The sequence below is a fragment of the Kribbella orskensis genome (assembly GCF_004342085.1).
Classification (GTDB): Bacteria; Actinomycetota; Actinomycetes; order Propionibacteriales; family Kribbellaceae; genus Kribbella; species Kribbella orskensis.
The window spans coordinates 160,764-181,678 of record NZ_SLWM01000009.1 but is presented as its reverse complement, the minus strand read 5'-3'; the positions used below and the strand labels follow the sequence as shown (position 1 = coordinate 181,678).

General features: G+C 70.2%; 16 protein-coding genes. 4 read left to right on the top strand and 12 right to left on the bottom strand.

Features of this window, described 5'->3' with window-relative positions; translation table 11 throughout:
- Positions 1-94 precede the first annotated feature (94 nt).
- From EV644_RS24300 to EV644_RS24290, 4 genes are read left to right on the top strand one after another with little or no spacing between them, the layout of a single operon-like run.
- Positions 95-1,114, top strand: coding sequence for a zinc-dependent alcohol dehydrogenase (locus tag EV644_RS24300; protein WP_158292913.1), 1,020 nt, complete (start codon positions 95-97; stop codon positions 1,112-1,114).
- A complete protein-coding gene (locus EV644_RS24295; RefSeq protein WP_199239978.1) occupies positions 1,111-2,115 on the top strand; it encodes a RuBisCO large subunit C-terminal-like domain-containing protein in 1,005 nt (334 codons plus the stop codon). Before EV644_RS24300 ends, EV644_RS24295 begins: the two co-directional genes overlap by 4 nt.
- Complete coding sequence (locus EV644_RS47245; protein ID WP_199239977.1) at positions 2,099-2,368, top strand: RuBisCO large subunit C-terminal-like domain-containing protein; 270 nt, start codon at positions 2,099-2,101, stop codon at positions 2,366-2,368. The genes EV644_RS24295 and EV644_RS47245 overlap by 17 nt, the downstream gene beginning before the upstream one ends.
- On the top strand, positions 2,361-3,635 hold the full coding sequence (locus tag EV644_RS24290; protein WP_132190952.1) for a four-carbon acid sugar kinase family protein: 1,275 nt from the start codon (positions 2,361-2,363) through the stop codon (positions 3,633-3,635). The genes EV644_RS47245 and EV644_RS24290 overlap by 8 nt, the downstream gene beginning before the upstream one ends.
- Here the strand turns inward: EV644_RS24290 and EV644_RS24285 are convergent.
- The 12 genes from EV644_RS24285 to EV644_RS24230 are packed head-to-tail and all read right to left on the bottom strand — an operon-like array spanning position 3,600 to position 20,764.
- Positions 3,600-4,742: a glycoside hydrolase family 28 protein gene (locus tag EV644_RS24285; protein ID WP_132190953.1), complete on the bottom strand. Its 1,143-nt coding sequence runs from the start codon at positions 4,740-4,742 to the stop codon at positions 3,600-3,602. The genes EV644_RS24290 and EV644_RS24285 overlap by 36 nt on opposite strands.
- The gene (locus tag EV644_RS24280) at positions 4,739-6,796 is read right to left on the bottom strand and encodes a hypothetical protein (RefSeq protein ID WP_132190954.1); all 2,058 of its coding nucleotides are present in this window, start codon (positions 6,794-6,796) and stop codon (positions 4,739-4,741) included. Before EV644_RS24280 ends, EV644_RS24285 begins: the two co-directional genes overlap by 4 nt.
- Entirely contained in the window at positions 6,796-8,028 is a 1,233-nt protein-coding gene (locus EV644_RS24275) for a DUF5605 domain-containing protein (RefSeq protein WP_132190955.1), read from the bottom strand. The genes EV644_RS24280 and EV644_RS24275 overlap by 1 nt, the downstream gene beginning before the upstream one ends.
- Complete coding sequence (locus EV644_RS24270; RefSeq protein ID WP_241998684.1) at positions 8,025-9,464, bottom strand: DUF5060 domain-containing protein; 1,440 nt, start codon at positions 9,462-9,464, stop codon at positions 8,025-8,027. Before EV644_RS24270 ends, EV644_RS24275 begins: the two co-directional genes overlap by 4 nt.
- Complete coding sequence (locus EV644_RS24265) at positions 9,461-10,549, bottom strand: sialidase family protein (RefSeq protein WP_132190956.1); 1,089 nt, start codon at positions 10,547-10,549, stop codon at positions 9,461-9,463. Before EV644_RS24265 ends, EV644_RS24270 begins: the two co-directional genes overlap by 4 nt.
- Positions 10,546-12,111 carry an ABC transporter substrate-binding protein gene (locus tag EV644_RS24260; protein WP_132190957.1) on the bottom strand — a complete coding sequence of 522 codons (1,566 nt, stop codon included), beginning with the start codon at positions 12,109-12,111 and terminating at the stop codon, positions 10,546-10,548. The genes EV644_RS24265 and EV644_RS24260 overlap by 4 nt, the downstream gene beginning before the upstream one ends.
- 46 nt (positions 12,112-12,157) lie before the next feature.
- Positions 12,158-13,192: an ABC transporter ATP-binding protein gene (locus tag EV644_RS24255; RefSeq protein WP_199239989.1), complete on the bottom strand. Its 1,035-nt coding sequence runs from the start codon at positions 13,190-13,192 to the stop codon at positions 12,158-12,160.
- On the bottom strand, positions 13,189-14,196 hold the full coding sequence (locus EV644_RS24250) for an ABC transporter ATP-binding protein (RefSeq protein ID WP_132190958.1): 1,008 nt from the start codon (positions 14,194-14,196) through the stop codon (positions 13,189-13,191). Before EV644_RS24250 ends, EV644_RS24255 begins: the two co-directional genes overlap by 4 nt.
- Before the next feature lie 17 nt (positions 14,197-14,213).
- The gene (locus EV644_RS24245; protein ID WP_132190959.1) at positions 14,214-15,365 is read right to left on the bottom strand and encodes an ABC transporter permease; all 1,152 of its coding nucleotides are present in this window, start codon (positions 15,363-15,365) and stop codon (positions 14,214-14,216) included.
- 6 nt (positions 15,366-15,371) lie between these two features.
- Positions 15,372-16,370 carry an ABC transporter permease gene (locus EV644_RS24240; protein WP_132190960.1) on the bottom strand — a complete coding sequence of 333 codons (999 nt, stop codon included), beginning with the start codon at positions 16,368-16,370 and terminating at the stop codon, positions 15,372-15,374.
- 3 nt (positions 16,371-16,373) lie between these two features.
- Positions 16,374-18,368: an ABC transporter substrate-binding protein gene (locus EV644_RS24235; RefSeq protein WP_132190961.1), complete on the bottom strand. Its 1,995-nt coding sequence runs from the start codon at positions 18,366-18,368 to the stop codon at positions 16,374-16,376.
- A gap of 20 nt (positions 18,369-18,388) precedes the next feature.
- Entirely contained in the window at positions 18,389-20,764 is a 2,376-nt protein-coding gene (locus EV644_RS24230; protein ID WP_132190962.1) for an Ig-like domain-containing protein, read from the bottom strand.
- Between the last annotated feature and the right edge of the window lie 151 nt (positions 20,765-20,915).

Here is a 20,915-nt window from a genome sequence, read left to right as displayed (position 1 = left end):
GTCAACGGCCCAACCACGCAGCGGCCCGGATCTGCCTTGTTTTCTTGACGATTCCGGGCCCGCGCGTGTCCGGATCCGGACAAGGAGGACGCCCGTGAGAGCAGCGCTGCTGCAGCAGCCCAGGCAGGTCTCGGTGGTCGAGGTCGACACTCCCGGCCCGGACCAGGAGATCCTGCTCCGGATGCGGGCGGTCGGTCTGTGCGGCTCCGACCTGCACACCTGGCGCGGCGACCACCCGTTCCGCAGACCACCGGTGGTGCTCGGCCACGAGGGCGCGGGCGAGATCGTCTCGGTGCCACCGGGCGAGAGGAGGTTCGGCGTGGGCGACCGCGTCGCCGTACTGCCGGCGTTGTCGTGTTGGGACTGCACCCGCTGCGAGGCCGGCCAGCCACACCTCTGCGCTCACAAGCGAGTCCCCGGCGGTGGCTGGCCCGGCATGCTCAGCGAGTACTTCGCTGCGCCTGCGCGCGTCCTGATCCCCCTGGCCGACGGCATCGGCTTCGACGAGGGCGCGATGATCGAGCCGGTCGCCGTGGCCTGGCACTCCACCGGATCGGGTGGGATCACGGCCGGCGAGTCCGTGGCGGTGCTCGGCGGGGGTGCGATCGGGAGCCTGGTGGCCGCGGTCAGCCGGCTCCGTGGCGCCGGCATCGTGCTGGTGAGCGACATCAAGCAGCACAACCGGGACTTCCTGATCGCCCGCGGCGTCGACCACGTGCTCGACCCGCTGACCGCCGACCTGGTCCGGGTCGGCGCCGAAGCCACCGGTGGCGAGGGGTTCGACGTGGTCATGGTCGCGTCCGGTCACCCGGGGTGTCTGGAGGAAGCATTGTCGCTGTGCCGGCCGCGGGGGCGGGTGGTGCTGCTGCCGATGTTCGCCGGACCGCTCACCGTCGACCTGAATCCGGTGGTGCTCAAGGAGGTCACCATCCAGGGCTCCACCATCTACACGCCGGCGGACTTCCGCGCCGCCGCCGCCCTGGTGAACCAGCGGGTGCTCGACGTCCGGCCGTACATCACCGACGTCGTCGGACTGGACCGGGCGCCCGAGGTCCTGGTCGCCATCGGCGCCGGCGCGGACCACCTCAAGATCCAGATCGACCCGGCCCGATGAGCGAGGACGTCGTCGCCACGTACCTGGTGGAGTCGTACCTGCCGCTGGAGCACGCGGCCGCGACGATCGCGGGCGAGCAGTCGACCGGCACGTTCGTGGCCGTCGCCCGGGAGACCGCCGAGCTGCGTGACCGGTTCGCCGCCCGGGTGCAATCCATCGAGGAGCTGGAGCCGACCGGCAACGCCGACCTGCCGGGAGCGATGCACCCGGACGACGGGCGGCGACGGAGCGCCCGGATCCGGATCGCCTTCGGCCTGGACAACTTCGGTCCGTCCCTGCCGAATCTGCTCGCCGCCGTCGCCGGAAACCTCTTCGAGCTCCGGCAGATCGCCGGGATCCGGCTGCTCGACCTGGACCTCCCCGACGCGTTCGCCGAGCGGTACCCGGGCCCGCAGTACGGCGTGGCCGGGACGCGGGCGGTGCTGGACCGGCCGGACGGCGTCCTGCTCGGGACGATCGTCAAGCCCAGCATCGGGTTGCCGGTCGAGGAACTGCGCGTCGTCGTCCGCGAGCTGGCTGAGGCCGGGATCGACTTCATCAAGGACGACGAGCTGATGGGCGACCCGCCGCACTCGCCACTGGCCGACCGGGTCGCAGTGGTCACCGACGAACTGGACCGGGTCGCCCAGCGGACCGGCCGGCGGCCGATGTACGCGTTCAACATCACCGACGACCTGGACCGGCTCGCCGCGAACCACGACCTGGTCCGGGACGCCGGCGGCACCTGCGTGATGGTGTGCGTCAACCTGATCGGCGCGACCGGGCTGGCCTGGTTGCGGCAACGCTGCGAGCTGCCGATCCACGGGCACCGCGCGATGACCGGCGTCTACACCAGGGCCTCGCAGCTCGGCATCGACTTCGTCGCCTGGTCCAAGCTGGCGCGGCTGGCCGGTGCGGATCACCTGCACACCAACGGGTTGTCGAACAAGTTCTACGAGACCGACGACGAGGTTCCTGCGCTCGATCGAAGCGGTCCGGCAACCGTTGTTCGGTGGGTATGAGACGTTGCCGGTGCTGTCGTCCGGGCAATGGGCCGGCCTGGCGCCGGAGACCTATCGCCGAACCGGTACGACGGATCTGCTGGTGCTCGCGGGCGGCGGAATCCACGGTCACCCGGACGGCGCCGGCGCCGGGGTCGCGGCGATGCGGGCGGCTTGGCAGTGCGCTGTCGACGGCGGGGATCTCGCCGCCACCGCCGAGCAAGTGCCGGCCCTGCGTCGTGCGTTCGAGACCTTCGGTGCCGCTCGTGGTTGAGGCGGCCTTCTACGGCGACGACTTCACCGGCTCGACCGACGCGCTGGTCCAGTACGAGCGACTCGGTCTGCGCTCGGCACTGCTGGTCGAGCTGCCCGCCGCCGAGGAGCTGCGGACCCTTGCCACGCGGTACGACGCGATCGGGGTCGCCGGGATCGCGCGGTCGCTGGGACCGGCCGAGCAGGAGGCCGAGATCGGGCCGATCCTGACGGCGCTGCGCGCCCTGGCGCCGCGGGTCGTGCAGTACAAGATCTGCTCGACCGCCGACTCCTCACCCGGGCTCGGCAGCCTCGGTCGTGCGCTCGAAGTAGGCCGCTCGCTCTTCGGTACGGCGCCGATCCCTGTTCTCGCCGCCCAACCCGAGCTCGGCCGGTACACGGTCTTCGGCCACCACTTCGCCGCCGAGGCCGGACGCATCCACCGCCTCGACCGTCAGCCGACGATGGCGAACCACCCGGCGACCCCGATGAACGAGTCCGACCTGAGACTCCACCTGACCTCCCAGACCGACTTGCGGATCGGCTCCCTCGACCTCACCACGTACGCCGACCTGGCCGACCGCTATCCTCGGGTCCAGGAGGACGTGGTGGTCCTCGATGCCCTCACCGACGCCGATCTGCATCGGGTCGGCTCGGCGATCCTTGCCGCCGGCAACGACGAGCCGCTGTTCACGATGGGCTCAGGCGGCCTTTCCCGAGCCCACGCCACCGCACTGACCCGCGGCGGACCGGCCGGGGCTGGAACTGAGGAAGCTAGGGCTGGGGAGGCTGGGGCTCGGCCTGGGGAGCAGGTGCTTGTCGTGTCCGGGAGTCAGTCGGCGCGGACGGCGGAGCAGATCGAGCGGGCGATCGCTGCCGGATGGGTCTCGCTGCGGCTGGACGACGATCCGTCGAGAGTCGCGGCAGTGGCCAGGCAGACGTTGCGCGCCGGTGTCTCCGGGGTGGTGGTGCACACCGGGCGGGCCACCGACCGTGCCGGCACTGCGGCGCTGGCTTCGCTCGCCGGCGGGTTGGCGACGGTGGTCCGAACGGTTGCCCGGAGCACCGGAGTGCGGAAGGTGCTGGTGGCGGGCGGGGACACCTCAGGGCGGGTTCTGCGGGAGCTTGGGATCACCGCTGTGGAGCTCGAGTCGACCGATGGGTTCGGACCCGGGACCGCGGTGTGCCGGACGATCGCGGGCCAGGAGTTTCTGGACGGGCTACAGGTGGTGCTGAAGGGCGGGCAGGTCGGTTCAGCGGATCTCTTCGAAGCCTTCCGCGCCTACTGAGGACAGGGTCAGGCCGACTGGAGACAGCGGCGCGTCGCGGACTTCGAGCAGGAGGGGCGCGCTGTGGACGACCAGGCCGTCGATGGAGATCCCGCGGACGGTCGGGTGGTGCCGGCCGGTGACCGCCTCGTCGGCGTGGCGGACGTCCACAACGGCCGCGGCGCCGGTGGTCGACTCGGCGACGACGTCCTGGATGCGGATGTTCTCGATGACGCCGCCGCGGTGCGAGTTCGTCTTGATCCGGATCGCGTGGTCCAGGCCCGGACCGGCGGTGCGCAGGTCGCGGGCGACGACGTTGCGAACACCGCCACTGGTCTCGCTGCCGATCGTGACCGCACCGTGGCCCGAGCCGAACCGGCAGTCCTCGATCACCACGTTCTCGCAGGCTCGCCCGACCCGGCGGCCGTCGTCGTCGCGGCCGGACTTGAGCGCGATGCAGTCGTCACCGGTGTCGAACGAGCACCCGCTGATCAGCACGTCCCGGCACGAGTCCGGGTTGCAGCCGTCGTTGTTCGGTCCCCGGCTGTCGACCGTGACGCCGCGGACCACGACCTCGGTGCTGAGCACCGGGTGGATCACCCACATCGGCGCGTTGACGATCCGGACGTCCTCGATCCGCACCCGGCGGCACGCGTACGGCTGGATGAAGCTCGGCCGGAACCCGTGCCCGGGCGCGAACACCCGTTGCTCCACGGGGATCTCGTCGGCCACCATCCGCAGCAGCCGCTGCCAGTCGTCGACCGGCTTCGTCCGGCGCCACCAGGTGTCCGGCGACGCCCCGCCGTCCAGGGTGCCGAGACCGGTGACGGCCACGTTCACCTCGTCGCAGGCGTAGATCAGCGGCGAGTGGCTGTAGCACTCGATCCCCTGCCACCGCGTCCGCACGATCGGGTAGGCCGCCGGATCCGGGATGAACTGCAGCGTCGCCCCGACCGCGACGTGCAACTCGATGTTGCTGCGCAGCCGGATCGCTCCGGTCCGGAACCGCCCGGCCGGCACCACCACCCGCCCGCCGGACAGCCGGCACGCGCGGATCGCCCGGTCCAGTGCCGCCGTACAGTCGGTGCCCGGGCGAGCGCCGTACTCCGTGATCGGGTGGTCGGTCATCCGTGGTCCCTGATCCGCAGCGCGTTGGCGAGCACCAGAGCGATCACCCAGGACGGGTTCCACGTGTTGCTGGTCCCGCGCCGCTGCCAGTGAGTCTGGAAGAACGCCTCGCCCTGCTCTCCGACGACCTCGAAGCCCCACTCGCCCGGCCGGCCGGCGATCCCCTGCCCCATCGCCCCGATCGCGGTCCACGCGGCCTCGACGTACTCCGGCCGGCCGGTGCCGGCGCCGAACGCGAGCAGCTCGGCGGTCGGGAAGAACACGTCGAGGTGGTGGTTCTGCACGCTCACCGTCGGCCAGCCGACCGCGCTGAACCCGGCCTCGCGCAACGGCGACCCGGTGTCGAGCTCGGGCGACCAGACGTAGACGAAGGTGAGCAGCCAGTCCGCCGCGACCTCGGCCCACCCGGCGAACAGCTCGTCCCCGGTCAGCCGGAACGACTCGTACGCCGCGAGGAAGTAGTACATCCCCGCTTCCTTGTCCTCGCAGGCGGCGTCCAGCGTCGAGCGGGCGAACGGCCGGTCGAAGGTCCGGGCGTGCTGGTCGTGGTAGCGGCTCAGCCAGGTGATTGCTTGCGGCAACAGCCCGGCATCGTCCAGGACCGGGACCGCCTTGAGCGCGGCCAGCACGCACGGGATTCCCGCGGCGGAGACCGTGGCGGCCGCCGGGGATCCGTCGAGTCGCCAGCCGATCGGAAAGGTGCCGTCCGGCAGCAGCCCGGCCCGGAAGAAGTCCAGCGCCTCGGTCAGCGCGGCGAGCCACGCGTCCGGCACCACCTCGCCGTGAGCGCGGAACAGCGTGACGATCTCGGCCAGGTCGGCGACGGTCTCGCCGTACGCCCGGCTGGACACCATCGGCCGCCCGCCCCAGCGGAAGCTCGTCCACCTCCTGCCACCGAGCTGGTACGCGTTGTGCCGCAGCCCTGGCGTCCCGGTCGAGCTCCCGGCGAGGTAGAACCCGACCGCCGCCCGGCACCGCTCGATCCGCTCCTGGTCACCACAGTCGAACCCGAGTCGTGCGTCGCACCACGCCAGCTTCAGCGCCTGCCCGGTCCAGCCGTAGAGGAAGTGCCGGGCCTTGGCCGGGCCGTTGCCGGCGACCTCGCTGAACTTGGTGTACCCGGCAACGGTCCCGGCTCGGAACCACCTGCTGTCCAGCGCCTGGGTCTTGCGCGCGACGATCTCGTCCAGGTCCAGCGGCTTCGCGCCTGGTTCGGCGAACAGCGACCGGCCGGTGCGGACCAGGTGGCGGAACGCATGTCCGCGGTGCTCCTGTGGTCCCCAGTCGACGACCAGGTGCTGGTCGTAGGACTCGCCGGGCAGCAGGGTGAGGTAGCCGTCGCCGGTCGTCTCCGTCTCCGCCTTGCTGACATACCGGACGTCCTGCTTGCCGTCGAACATCAGGACGCCGCTCAGCGCCGCGATCACCGGGCCCTCGCGCCGGATGACGCCGAGCGAGCCGTAGCGAACCACGCCGTCGGACGAGTGCCGTGCTACCGGTTGCGAGAACACGCTGAGCCGGCGCCGCGCCCGGCCGGTCCGCCACTCGAGGTTGACGCCGGGGATCGGCAGCCGGTCCTCCTCGGCGACGAACCCGCCACCTGGCGCCGGCCCGACCCGCGGTACCGGGCGGGCCCGATCGGCGGACGGGTTGTCGTTGTAGAGCAGGCCCGGCACGGTGATCTGGCTGTCGGTCAACCGACCGAGGTCGAGCAGCAGCCCGACCGCGAGATCGCCCAGCCGGCGATGACCGGTGTTGCGCCAGCGCAGCTCGACGGACAACCGCGCAGCGCTGTCGAACGCCAGCCGGAGCTCCACCGCGAGCGGCCCGGACCGGCACCCGGCCCTGTGCTCACGACCCCGCCGGGAGATCCACCAGCCCTCGGGCTCCAGTGGATTCGGTTGCCACGGCCGGCCCGCCGAACAGCTCAGCAGCTCGGCCACCGAGCGGTCGACGTACGCCGGATCCACACCCGTCAGGCCGAGCCGGAGTACGACCCCCGCTGGTGTCCTGACCAGTTCCGCGGTCCGTCCGTTCGCCTCCAGAGCGCCCATCAGCTCGCCCGGCGGATCTGGACCGCCTGGTACTGCGTGCCGGGCAGCCGAACCGTCAACGTGTCGGTCACCGTCTCGTGGAAGCGCCGGACCGCGTGGTTCCAGACGTCGAGGACCTCCACCCGGTAGGTCCCCTCCGGCAGGCTGAAGGTGCGCTCGGGGAACCGGTGCTCCCCGAGGTACTGCAGGTAGTAGCTGCCGGGCACGGCGAGCGTCGGCGCGTCCCGGTAGTCCTCGATCGGCTCGACGCCGTCGGGCATTTCGGCCAGCACCTGCCGAAGCAGCCGCAGGCGTTGCGCGACCACACCGGCCGGCCGCGATCCACCGCCCGACCACGGCCCGCCCTCGGCGTCGACGTACCACTCGCCGTGGGCCACCTGCGCGCCGCGAACCGTACCTTCCCAGATCCGGGTGAGCAGCTCCGGGCCGGTGAGACTCGTCGCCGGCTCTGCCCCGTTGCCCTCGTACCCGCACGAATCCACGTGCACCGGCTTGCCATAGTCGCGCCGCAGTGCGGAGACCCCCCGAAGGTTCTCCAGCGGCACGCTGAGGTGGCTGAGCCACGGCGGCCCGGGATCGACGGCAACCGGCGCGCCGTGGACGCTGATCAGATGGCGCCCGGAGTCGTACTCCGCGACCAGCTCGGCCTCGCGCCGCCAGTCCCGCCGCTCGCCGCCGTCGTCGAAGCACCACGTGACGTTCCGGTACGCGGCGAGTCGGTTCACCAGCTCCCGGAGGAACAACTCGTCGGTCTCCGAGATCACCAGCTCCGCCCCGATGCCGGCCGCGAGCAGCTCCCGCGTTCGCGCGTCGAGCCGCGCCAGGTCGTTCCGCCGGACCCGCAGCCGCACCCGGTCGAACGGTGACGCCGCGATCGCCCGGCAGGCCTCGGTCCAGCGATCCGGCGCACCCGGCTGGTCGAACCACGTCGTGGTCAACGGCCGGTACGGCGTACCGTCCGCCCAGCGCAGGTCGGCGCCGACCCGGCGGACCGGTCCATGGTTGCGTTCGGATGCGGGGGTGCAGACGAACCGCTCCGGAACTCCGGCCAGCTCGTAGGTCCACTCCCCCTCGACGTCCGGCATGAAGCGGACCAGCTGCCGCCCGTCCTCGCCGTCGAACGACTCGACGTACGCCGCGTCGCCGTCGGCGGTCCGGAACTCCACCGCCACCGGGCCGCCGTCCACCGAGGTCTCGAAGACACCCCAGCGCTCCACCTCGGATACCGTCATCGCACCCCTCGCAAGGCCAGATAGGGACGTTGGGGCAGCGGGATCGTGCACCGGCCGCTGAACCGGCCCGGCAGTTCCTCCACCGTCATCGCGAACGTGTCGATCAGCTCGACCCGGTACTGCGCGTCGCCCGGCAGCTCGAGCTCCACCGAGGCGGGCTGCCGGTCGCCGAGGTAGTGCAGCACGCACCTGGTGCCGTCCACGTCGCCGTCGGCCTTGCGGGGAAGACCGGCCATGAAGTCGCGGAGGAACGCGAGCCGTGGCGAGCTCTCGCCGTACAGCCGGCCTCCGACCGAGATCCACGCGCGGGTTTCCCGATCGACGAAGGACTCGCCATGACCGACGTACCCGCCGAGCGTCATGCCCTGCCAGAACCGGTGCACCAGCTCCTGCGCGGTGAGGTTGCCCCACCGGCGGCCGGCGTTGCCCTCGTAGCCGATCTCGTCGATCACCACCGGCTTCGGGCACGACCGCCAGGCACCCACTTCAGCGCCGTCCCAGTGCTGCACGCTCTGGTGCGTGATCCAGGGCTTGCCGAAGTCGTACGGCGAGAAGATCTCGTACATCTTGGTGCCGTTGTGGATCGAGCGCAGCCGCTGGTACGGGTCGAGGCGCTGGACCAGCTGGAGCAGCCGGTCCCAGTCGGCGATCGTCTTGTCGTGGTTGAAGTCGTACTCGTTCGACAGCGACCACCACACGTTGCGGTACGCCGCGAGCCGGGCTACGACGTAGCGCAGGAAGTGGGCGTCCTGCTCCGGAGTCATCCGGTCGAACCCCCAGACACCGCGGTCGTAGGGGTGGAACAGGATCAGGTCGGCCTCGACACCCAGCTCCATCAGATCGGCCACCCGGCCCTCGAGGTGCCGGAAGAACTCGGGATCGAACCGGCTGACGTCGACCTCGCCCGGCTCGGTGCCGGCGAACGGCAGCCGCTCCGGGCGCATGCCGTCGGTCGGCAGCAGGCACATCCGCACCTTGTCGAACGGCGAGCCGCGGAGTCCGGCCAGGGTGAGCTCCTGCACCTCCTGCGACTCGTACGTCCAGTGGTAGCAGGTCGTCCCGATGCAGTCGTACCGCGTGCCGTCCGCGTACGCGAAGTGGTGCGCGCCGTGCACCCCGACGGGCCCGTGGTTGCCCGGGCCCGGCGGGACACACGACAGCTCACCGCGATGGCCGTTCAGCTCCGGCGTGGAACTGCTCGTGACAAACTCCCAGCGGCCCTCGCGATCCGGCATGAACCGGGCCCGGTAGACCCCGTCGCCGTCGTAGAACCCGTCGACCGTCACCACCCGGTTCCGGTACCGGTACGAGACCCGCAGCTCCACGTCGGCGAACGGGTTGCCGCCGGCCGGTCCGGGCAGGGCGAGCTCGTGCACCGCCCATCGTTCGACCTTCTCCGCCGACGCCGTCACCGGCCCGGTCATACCTTTGCTCATGGCAACCGCTCTCCCGCCTCGATCCACTCCGGGCTCAGCACGACGTGCTTGATCGTCTTGCGGAGGTAGGAGTACGCGACGTGCAGCTTGCCGTCATTCGTCTGCAGCAGCGTCGGGTACGAGTACCCGAACTCGTTGTCGCGGTACTCCTCGTCCTGCACCTGCAGGTTCCGCCAGTACGGCCAGGTGGCGCCGTCGTCCTCGGACAAGGCCAGCGTCAACGGGGTCCGCAGCGTCTTGCGGCGGATCCCGCCCTTGCCGTCCGGCACCCAGCGGAACTGGTCCCTCTCCGCGCTGGAGTCGTTGAAGACGAGCACCAGCCGGCCGTCCGCCAGGCGCAGTACCTGGATCGCCGAGTTGTTGTTCGGCAGCGTCGTCTTCTCCGGCGCCGACCAGGTCAGGCCGTAGTCCTTCGACACCGACCGGTGGATCCGGTCCGCGGCCCGGCTGCGGAACAGTCCGAGCAACTCTCCGGGAGCCAGTTCCACCACACTCAGTTGCACCTGGCCGAGCCCGTCCGGGATCTCGACCGAGGTCCAGCCGCTCCCCTGATCCGAGCTCAGCTGGACCACGCTGGCCTCGCCGTCGCTGTCGCAGTGGTAGGCCGGCAGCAGCCAGTCACCGTTGCTCAGGACAACGATCGGGTTGCGCAGGAAGCTGCCCGGCCGGTCGAACACGACCTCGCTCGGTCCCCAGGTCAGCCCGCCGTCCGAGGACAGCCGCCGCAGTACCCGGGAGGACGACTGGTCGTGCGGCTCGTTGGACGTGTGCAGCAGCCAGACCTCGCCCGACGGCGCGACGGACAACAGCGGGTTCTGCTCCGACCGCTCGGGATCGTCCGACATCACCTCCGGCACCGTCCAGGTGTCCGCCCCCGCGGGCAGCCGGGACAGCACGATCCGCGTTTCCGGCTCGCCCTCGCCCGGCCCGTTGAACCAGGCGCACAGCAGGTCGCCGGCCTGCGTCTCGACCAGCGTGGCCGCGTGGCTGTCGCCAGGATGGAGCGTGGGCAGCAGCGCCTCCCGGACGTCCGGCCCGGCGGCCGCCTCCTGGAGGCGGCCGTCGAACCTCGGATCGGTCGTCACCACGTGAATCCCGCGGCGGCCTGGGCCCGGATGTAGTCCGGGATGTCACGCTGCTCGGCCACCGTCAGCGCCGAGTCGACGTCCATGCCGTCGATCAGCACGTGCTGGCGGAACACCTTGTAGAGCGGGATGTCCCAGTACTCGGTGTTCTGGTAGTTCTTCACGATCGCGTTCTCACCCCAGTAGACGGCCGAGGTGTCGATGTTCTTCAGCTCCGGGATCGCGGTGCCGAACGCGTTCTTCACCGCGTCGGTCGGCAGCACCGCCTTGACGCCGTACGACGACAGCCGGGTCTGGATCTCCTCGGAGACCAGGTACTTGATGATCTCCAGCGACTGCGCCTTCTTCGGCGACTGCGGCGGGATGAACGCGGCCCGGGTGTTCGGCTGGTAGATCGCGTTCGAGCCGCTCGACAGCACCGGCATCGAGGTGACACCGATCTTCACCGCCTTGGCCCACTCCGCGTAGTCCTCCGCGTCGTCCTCCTCGACGTACAGCGGGCTGAGCGCGTACGCGTTCAGCTTGGACAGCGTGTGCACCGCCATCGCCAGGTGACCTGGGAAGCTCATGTCCCCCTTGAAGAAGTCGTCGACGGTGGTGAAGGTGTTGCCCGGCAGCTGCAGGAACTGGTTGATGGTGTGGGCGACCTGCTTCCACTCCGCGGTAGTCAGGCTGACCTTGACGTCCGCCGGCGCCGGCTGCTCCGACGCGCCGGGGACGAACGGGTACAGGCCGAGCTGGTTCAGCGCCAGGTAGTTGTCCGGGTGCTGCATGAAGCCCTTGTAGTGGTCGATCCCGTCCTGCCGGGTCAGCTTCTTCGCCAGCTGGTAGATGTCGTCGTACGTCGAGCCGGCCGACGGGTACTTGACCTTGAACTTGTCGAAGATGAGCTTGTTGTAGAGCATCACGTGCTCGTCGATGAACAGCGGCACACCGTACAGGCCGCCGTCGGAGCGGGACTTCACCTGCTCGACCGCGCCCTGGTTCAGCGCGGCCAGGTCGATCCCGGCCTGCTGGACGTCCGCGGTCAGGTCGGCGACCCAGCCGAGCGGCTCCAGGTCACGGTCGATCCGGGTCCGCGGGTCCTCGATGATCAGGTCCGGCAACCGGCCGGCCCTGGCGATGTCCTCGTACCGGATCGGGTAGTCCCAGGTGGCGTACTTGAGCTTCACAGCGGGGAACCTGGCCCGGATCGCGTCGCCGAGGACGAGGTTGAAGTACCGGGACGCCTCCCGGCCCGCGTCGTCACCGCCGAGCTCGAACGGCTTGAAGTTCGCGGCGAAGATGAACAGTTCGTCGTCGGCGACCGAGAACGGCTTGCCGTACCGGTTCGGGATGTCGACGCTGCCCTGCGCCGACCCGGCCCCGGCCCGCGGCGTCGCCGAGGTCGAGCTGGTCGTCGCCGCGGCCGCGGTGCCGACCGGCAGTCCGCCGGCCAGCGCCGCGAGACCACCGAGCAGCGCACTGTTACGGACGAAACCGCGGCGGGACAGACCGGGCGACGGGGGCGCGCTCGGGTCCTTTCCCTCGCCGTGGCCGGGCGTGTTCTGAACTTCGGACATGGTGAGCCTCTCTGCTGACTCTTCTCGGGGCGGTGGTGCCTGCCGGTCAGACCGTGACGGCCTCGGCGACACCCTTCAGCTCCAGCTGCTCGGCGAGGTGACAGGCGACCTTGCGCCCGCCCACCTCGCGCAGCTGAGGTACTTCGGTCCGGCAGCGCGCCTCGGCGTAACCGCAGCGCGGGTGGAACGGGCAGCCGGGCGGCGTCCGGGACGGGTCCGCGATCTCGCCGTGCAGCACGATCCGGGAGCGCTTCCCTCGCGACCGGGGATCGGGATCGGGCACCGCGCTCAGCAGCGCCTCGGTGTACGGGTGCAGCGGCCGGGTGTAGAGGTCGTCGGTGCTGGTGACCTCCACCACCTTGCCGACGTACATCACCGCGACGTCGTCGGCGACGTGCTCGACGATGCCGAGGTCGTGGGAGACGAACAGGTAGGTGAGCCCGGACTCGTCCTGCAGGTCCTTCAGCAGGTTGAGGATCTGCGCGCGGACCGACACGTCCAGCGCGCTGACCGCCTCGTCCGCGACCACCAGCCGCGGGTCGAGCGCCAGCGCCCGGGCGATCACCACCCGCTGCCGCTCGCCGCCGCTGAAGGCGTGCGGATAGCGGTGTGCGTACTCCGCCCGCAGCCCGACCCGCCGCAGCAGGGTGGCGACCTGGTCGTCGATCTCCGACCGGCTGCCGCGCCCGTGCACCCGCAGCGGTTCGGCGATCAGGTCACGCAGCGTCTTGCGCGGGTCGAGCGACGAGTGCGGGTCCTGGAAGATCAGCCGCACCTCGGCCCGGTACGGCTTCAGCTCCCTCTCGGACAGGGCGGCCAGGTCCACCTCGGCGCCGTCCGCGCCGCGGTACCGGATGGCGCCGGCCGTCGGCTCGTACGCGCGGACGATGCAACGGCCGAGGGTCGTCTTGCCGCAGCCCGACTCCCCCACCAGCCCGAGGGTGCGGCCGGCGCGGATCGTCAGGTCGACTCCGTCGACCGCCTTCAGCACGCCCCGGTTGCGGCCGAGGAACCCGCCGCTCAGCGGGAAGTGCATGGCCAGGCCCTCGGTGGTCAGCAGGTTCTCTTCGGTCTCGCTCACAGGTCCTCCTCGACGTCGTAGAGCAGACAGGCGACGTCGATGTCGTCGCTGCGCACCCGGGTCGGCACGGTCTGGTCGCACGAGCCGGCCATGAACAGGTCGCAGCGCGGGTGGAACCGGCATCCCGTCGGCCGCTCGTACGGCGGGGGCACGGTGCCGCGGACCGCCTCCAGCCGGCCGGCGCCGCGTTGACCGAGCCGTGGCACCGACCGGACCAGGGCCCGGGTGTAGGGGTGTTTGGGTGCTGTCAGCACCGATTCGGCCGGACCGTGCTCGACCACCTCGCCGAGGTACATCACGGCGACCTCGTCGGCGACCTGGGCCGCGACGCCGAGGTCGTGGGTGATCAGCATGATCGCCATCCCCAGCTCCTGCTGCAGATCCTGCAGCAGGTCGAGGATCTGCGCCTGGGTGGTCACGTCCAGCGCGGTCGTCGGCTCGTCCGCGATCAGCAGCCGCGGCCGGCACGACAGCGCCATCGCGATCATCGCCCGCTGCCGCATCCCGCCGCTGAGCTCGAACGGGTACGAGTCGACCCGGCGCTTCGGGTCCGGGATGCCGACCCGGCCGAGCATCTCGATCGCCCGCTGCCGGGCCGGCGCCTTGCCGAGGTTCTCGTGCAGCCGGACAGCCTCGATGATCTGGTCGCCGATGGTGTGCACCAGGCTGAGCGAGGCCATCGGCTCCTGGAACACCATCGCGATGTCCGCCCAGCGCACCTGCCGCATCCGCTGGTCCTTGGCCGCCAGCAGGTCCAGTGGTTCGCCGGACGGCTCCTCGCCGTGCAGCAGCACCTGCCCGCCGACGATCCGGGCCGGCCGCTCGACCAGCCGCAGGATCGACCTGGCGGTGACGCTCTTACCGCAGCCGGACTCGCCGACGACGGCCAGGGTGCGGCCTCGCCGTACGGTCAGCGAGACGCCGTCGACGGCCTTGACCACACCGTCCTCGAGCTCGAAGTGCGTCCTGAGGTCGCGCACCTCCAGCAGGGGCTCAGCGAGCATCTGTCCTCCTTCGCCGATCACTTGTACGGGTCCGCGGCATCGCGCAGGCCGTCACCGACGAAGTTCATCGCCAGCACCACGACCACCACGGCCAGACCGGGGGTGAGCAGCCACGGCGCGGTCGCCACGGCCCGGATGTTCTGCGCGCCCTCGAGCAGCACGCCCCAGCTCACGGCCGGCGCCTGCAGGCCGAGGCCGAGGAAGCTCAGGCTGGTCTCGCCGAGGATCATCCGCGGCACCGCCATCGACACCGACGCGATGATGTGGCTGGCGAAGTTCGGCACCAGGTGGCCGAAGATGATCGACCCGCGGCCACAGCCGTCCAGCCGCGCCGCCATCACGAAATCCTCCTCGCGCAGGCTGAGGAACCGGCCGCGAACATCGCGGGCCAGCCCGGTCCAGCCGATCAGCGACAGGATCACCGTGATCGCGAAGTACCGGGTGAGAGGTCCCCAGCTGGCCGGCAGCGCCGCGGACAGCGCCATCCACAACGGCAGCGTCGGGATCGACATGATGAACTCGATGACGCGCTGGATCGCGTTGTCCACCCGGCCGCCGCAGTACCCGGAGATGCCGCCGATCAGCATGCCGAGCAGGAAGCTGGCGAAGACACCGACCAGGCCGATCGAGAGCGACACCCGGGCTCCCTCGATCAGCCGGGACAGCAGGTCCCGGCCGGAGTGGTCGGCGCCGAGCAGGAAGAACGGCTGACCGGCCGTTTTCGGCCCGATCAGGTGGATGTCGCTCGGGATCAGCCCGAGCAGCTTGTACTCGTCGCCGCGCACGAACAGGCCGACGTCGATGATCCTGTTCCGGTCGACCGTGAAGGTCTGCTCGAACGTCTCCTGGTTCCGCGTCGACTGGTACCCGTAGACGAACAGGCCGTGCTCGGTGGACACGTGCACCCGCTGCGGCGGCGCGTACGGCAGGTCGGTGTGCGCGCTGTTGCTGCTCGCCGGTGCGAAGAAGCCGGCGAAGATGGCGACGAAGTAGATCGGCACCAGCACGATCAACCCGATCAGGGCCAGCTTGTGCCGGCGGAACTGCCGCCACATCAACCGCCACTGGGGCAGTGCACCGTGGTCGCGCAGGCTCTTCACGACCTCCGGCCCCGCCCGGTCCGGCGCAGGGTCCGGCGGGGGCTCGAGCGTCTCTGTCTGCTGGAGCATCCGGTCCTAGCCCTTCTGGAACCTTGCGCGGATACGGGGATCCCACCAGGCGAGCGCGAGATCGCTGAGCATCGTGCCGACCACGGTCAGGGCGCTGAGGATCAGCACGAAGCTGCCGACCAGGTACATGTCCTGGCTCTTCACCGCGCCGAGCAGCAGCGGGCCGGACGTCGGCAGGCTCATCACGACCGAGACGATCGTCTCGCCGCTGATCAGGCCCGGAAGCAGCCAGCCCACCGTGCTGAAGAACGGGCTGAGCGACATCCGGACCGGGTACTTGAGCAGCAGCTTCCACTCCGGCAGTCCCTTGGCCCGCGCGGTCGCGACGTACGGCTTGTGCAGCTCGTCGAGCAGGTTCGCCCGGGTGATCCGGATCAGCCCAGCGGTGCCGGCCACCCCGACCACGACGATCGGGATCCACAGGTGGGACAGCAGGTCGATCAGCTTGCCGAGGTTCCACGCCGCGTCGGCGTACTCCGGTGAGAACAACCCGCCGACGCTCTGGCCGAAGTACCGGAACCCGACGTACATCATCACCAGCGCGAGCATGAACTCCGGCACGGCCATCCCGATGAAGCCGAGGAAGGACGCGAAATAGTCGCCCCCCGAGTACTGCCGCAGCGCGCTGTAGATGCCGATCGGGAACGCGATCGCCCAGACGAACAGCAGGCTGGCCAGGGACAGCAGGATCGACAGCAGCACCCGGCTGCCGATCAGGCTCGCCACCGACTGGTTCCAGGCGAACGACTGGCCGAGGTCGCCGCGCAGGACGACGCCGGAGATCCACTTGCCGTACTGGACCAGGAACGGCTGGTCCAGCCCGTAGTGACGCTTCAGCTCCGCGATCTGGGAGTCGGGGATGTCCTGGCCCCGGGCCTCGGCGTTGCGGATCACCGTGGTGGTGTAGTCGCCCGGCGGCAGCTTGATGACGACGAAGGTGACGAAGGAGATCGCCGCGAGCGTCACCACCATCCAGAGCAGCCGGCGGGCGAGGAAGCGGGCCATACGCTACTGCCCGATCGCGAACTGCTCGGGGTGCGACAGGCCGGGGGCGACCGCCTCGACCATCTGGTCCGGGACGTTGTGGAAGTCGTTCTTCACCACACCGTAGGTGTTCGGCACGGTGCTGATCCCGATGTAGTAGAATTGGTCGGCCGCGATCTGCAGTACCTGTTTGCCGAGGTCGAGCGCCTTGTCGGCGTTCGGTTCCTGCCGGCCCTGGGTGAACAGGTCGAGCTGCTTCTTCACCTCGGCCGGCGGCTCGGCGCCCTCCTTGCCCTTGGACTGGTACCACTGCGCCCACGTGATGGCGTACCGCGCGCTGCCGTCGTTGGTCGGCACGTAGTAGTGGTCGCCACCGGTACCGGTCGGCAGCAGGAAGGCGCCGCCGGTCCAGCTGCCGGCGTCGTGGTCGTTCGCCCGCACCCGCTCCTTGTAGAGGTCCTCGCTGATCGCCTGGGTGCGCAGCTCGATCCCGACGGCCCGCCAGCGCTTCTTCACCAGCTCGATCGCCTCGACATGGTCCGGGAACGACTCGCTGATCAGCACGGTCACCGCCACCGGCTTGCCGTCGGCGCCGAGCCGGCGGCCGTCCGGCGCCTTCTTCGTCAGCCCGGCGGCGTCCAGGTGCTGGTTCGCCTTGGCGACGTCGAACTCGAGGAACTGGGTGGCGAGCTGCTCGTTGTAGAAGGGCGACGACTTCGGCGGCGCGCACTGCCAGGGTTCGCCCTGGCCGGCGTACACGGCGTCGATGATCTCCTTGCGGTTGATCGCGTGCGACAGCCCGACCCGGAAGTCCTTGTTCGCGAACAGCGTCCGCTTGGCCGCGTCCTTGTGGGTCATGTTCAGGCCGATGATCATCGTGTTGGTCAGCTGGGTCGGCACCTCGAAGATCCGGTAGCCGCCCTTGCCCCGGTTCTGCGCCACCACCGGCTTGTTCTGCGGCGTGCCGAAGTTGCGGTACTGCATGCCGAACTCGCCGTTCATCACCTTCAGCAGCTCGACCTGCGCGTCCTGGACCACCTCGATCCGGCAGCCGTCGATGTACGGCAGCTGCCGACCCTGGTCGTCGACCTTCCAGTAGTACGGGTTGCGGGTCAGCGTGACCGCGGAACCCCTGCCCAGCGCGGTCGTCACCTGCCACGGCGCCAGCGTCGGCTGGTCCGGGTTGGTGAACGGGTTCTGCTTCTGGGTGAACAGGTCGGTCCAGCTGCCGACCCCGGCCTTCTTGGCGGCCGCCACGACGCCCGGGGTGTACTTCTTGTGGAACTGCTGGAAGTAGTGCTTCGGCAGCAGCATCCCGTACGGACCCTCGCGCAGGAAGGTGGCGTCGGCGATCTGGCTGAGCAGCGACGGCTGCGGTGCGGTGTAGGTGATCCGCACGGTGCGCTCGTCCGCCTTCTCGATCGCGGCCAGCTTCTCGGTGTCCGGCGACAGGTAGACGTCGTAGATGCCGTCTGGGTGCAGGTCCTTGTCACAGGAGACGTCGAGCAGGGCGAACATCATGTCGTCCGCGGTGCACGGCTTGCCGTCGGACCACTTCAGCCCGTCCCGCAGCTTGAAGGTGAACACCTTGCTCTCGGCATCGACGGTGAACTCGCAGACGTTCGCCTCGATCTCGTCATAGCCGGGCTTGCCGGTCCGGTCCGGCTTCCAGCGCACCTCGGGCTCGTACGCCGTCGCGTACCACAGCCACTGGGTGTCCTCCTGGGTGAGCATCGCCGAGCGCCAGGTCCCGCCGTAGCCGGACTTGCCCGTCAGCGGCTTGATCACCAGCGGGTTCTTCGGCAGCCGCTCGGCCAGCGGTGGCAGCGACCCCTGGTCCACCAGCGCCTTCAGGGCCGGCGCCTCCTTCTCCCCCGCGGCCGCCGCCTGCCCACCGGCGCCGGCCGGCTTGGTGTCGAAGAAACCGCAGCCGGGCACGGTGGCCGCGGCCAGCAGACCGAGTCCGCCCTGCAACAACCTGCGCCGGCCGATCCGGCGTTCCTGCGTACTTCCGGACATCTCCACTCCCTGGTGTCGGTTCACTGCTCGACCGTGATGGCGCTGAACTGTGCGGTGCCGTAGTCGACGAGGCCGTTGTTCTCCCGGCCACCGTCGACGGCGAAACCGATGTAGAAGGTCAGGCTCGGCATCACTAGGCGCTCGTAGCCGAACCGGTCCCACTTCGTCTTGTCCTCGGAGATGAAGGCCTCGAACTCGACCTCGCCGGCCTGCGGGCGCTCGCGGCGGAGCAGCCGCAGCCAGTACTGCTTGGCCGGATCGAGGTACTCGTCCTCGGTCCACGGCCACGGTCCGACGCTCGGCGCCGGTCCGGACGGCTGGATCCGGATCGCCTGGGCCTTCATCCCGCCGTCGTCGGTGACACTGCTCGAGCCGCCGTCGTCGTTCACGGTGCCGAGGCCACCGGCCACACCGAACCCGATGCCGCCGTACATGAACGGCGCGGCCGGGTCGAGGCTGTCCCGGATCATCAGGCCGGCGGTGAGCCCGTTCGCCACCTTGGCGAGCGAGTCGAGCCTGGCGGTGACCTGGGCGACCGAGCCGGCGCCGCCGACCCGGAGCTTGCGGTAGACGTAGTGGAAGTTGCCGGTCCGGCCGAGGATCCGGCCCGAACCCTTGATCGTCAGGATCCCGCCGTCGAGGCTGCCTGACCCCTGCACCGGCGGCTTGCCCACCGCGGCGGACGTCCAGCCCGGCGTACCGGCCTGCAGGTTGACGTGCACCGGCACGGCCGCCGACTGGGTCGCCGTCCCGTTGTGGTCGGTCGCCCGGGCGGTCAGCCAGTAGGTGCCGTCAGCAACGTTCGTCCAGGTGGCCCGGTACGGCACGCTGGTGGCGGTGCCGATCAGCTGGTCGCCGGCGAAGAACTCCACCTTCGCCAACTGGCCACCGCGAGCTGCCGTGGCGTCGGCCTCGAGTGTGACAGTCGGCGCGGTCCGTTTCGCGACCACCTGGTTGTGCGTCGGGCTGGTCAGCCGGACGGTCGGGTTGCCGACCGGGTCCGGCACGATCGAGTTGAGGTAGTTCTCCAGGTAGGTGTAGCCGTTCGGCGCGATCTTCTGCGCGTCGGACGGGTCGGCCGGGTCCAGCCCGTTCGCCTTCTCCCACCAGTCCGGGATGCCGTCGTGGTCGGAGTCGACGGGTGGTTCCGCCGACACCAGCGGTGGAAAGCCCCCGACCTCCTTCTGCGAGTTGATCAGCCGGCCGGTGCCGTTGCGGACGTCGTTCACGATCCGCGCGTCGGCGGCGTCGCGGCGCGGCAGGATCGCACCGGCGGAGGCGAGCACGGCCTCGTAGGCCTTGGCCGGCGTCTGCGCGTCGATCTCGTCGGCGAATCTCACCGGCTCGGCCAGCTCGGCGATGCCGCCGATCGGGTAGCGGACCCCGCGCCGGTTGTGCGCGGTCACGTCCGGGTGCCCGTCGACGTGGTTGCCGTCGACATACCACTGGCCGCCGCGGTTCGCCGACAGGATCACCGGCGCGACGTCGGCCAGCGTGCTCGGCCCGGGCTTGTAGTAGTTGCCGACGATGTTGATGCCGTTGGCCCACTCCCCGCCGTACACCGAGGTGTAGCCGTGGTCGTAGACGACGTTGTTGCGGTGGTCGACCTCGAGGTTGATCCCCTCGGTGTAGCCGAACCGGGGCTGCCGGCCACCCTGGTGGGCGATCAGGTTGTGGTGGTAGCTGTTCCGCTCGCCGCCCCAGATCCCGCCGTACCCGTGCCGGCTCTTCGGGTGCGCGGACAGTGCCAGGCCCTCGGCCACGATGCACCACTGCACGGTCACGTCGAAGTTCCCGTACGGCGACAGGCACTCGTCCACCGCCCAGCTGAACGAGCAGTGGTCGATGATCAGGTTGCGGATCTCCGGACTGACCGAGCCGGGCACGTTGGTGTTGAAGGCGTCGTCGGCGATCGCGTTCAGGTCGCCGAGGCGGAACCGCAGGTAGCGGATCACGATGTCGTGCGCGCCGCCCTTGATCCCGGTGGAGTGCCCGGACAGACAGATGCCGCCGCAGGGCGCGGTCTGGCCGGCGATGGTCAGGTTGTTGCCGGCGATCAGCAACTGGGACTGCAGCTGGATGGTGCCGGACACCCGGAACACCACCGTGCGGTCCGACCCGGAGACAGCGTCGCGCAACGACCCGGGACCCGAGTCGTTCAGAGTGGTCACCTCGTAGACGGACCCGCCCCGGCCACCCTTGGCCCACTTGCCGGCGCCCTCGGCACCGGGGAACGCGGGGATCCTGTCCTCGGCGGCGCCGGCGACGGCCCCGGCGGCCTGTGCGGCCGGGGCCGCGCCGATGCCGATCGTGGCGGCCGTGCCGACCGCTGCCGCGGTGCCGACGAAGCCCCGCCGGGTCCAGCCGGTGACCGCGTCGGTGGAGGTCTCGGTCATTCTCACGCCTCACTTCTCGCCTGGGCGGCACGGGAGCGGGACCGCCGGGCGGAACGAATGATGAATATCTAGTCACTGTCGAATGAAATGACGGACTCATGGTCGCGGAGGTTACGAGGGGGTGTCAAGGGCGTGTCACTGACCGACTCCG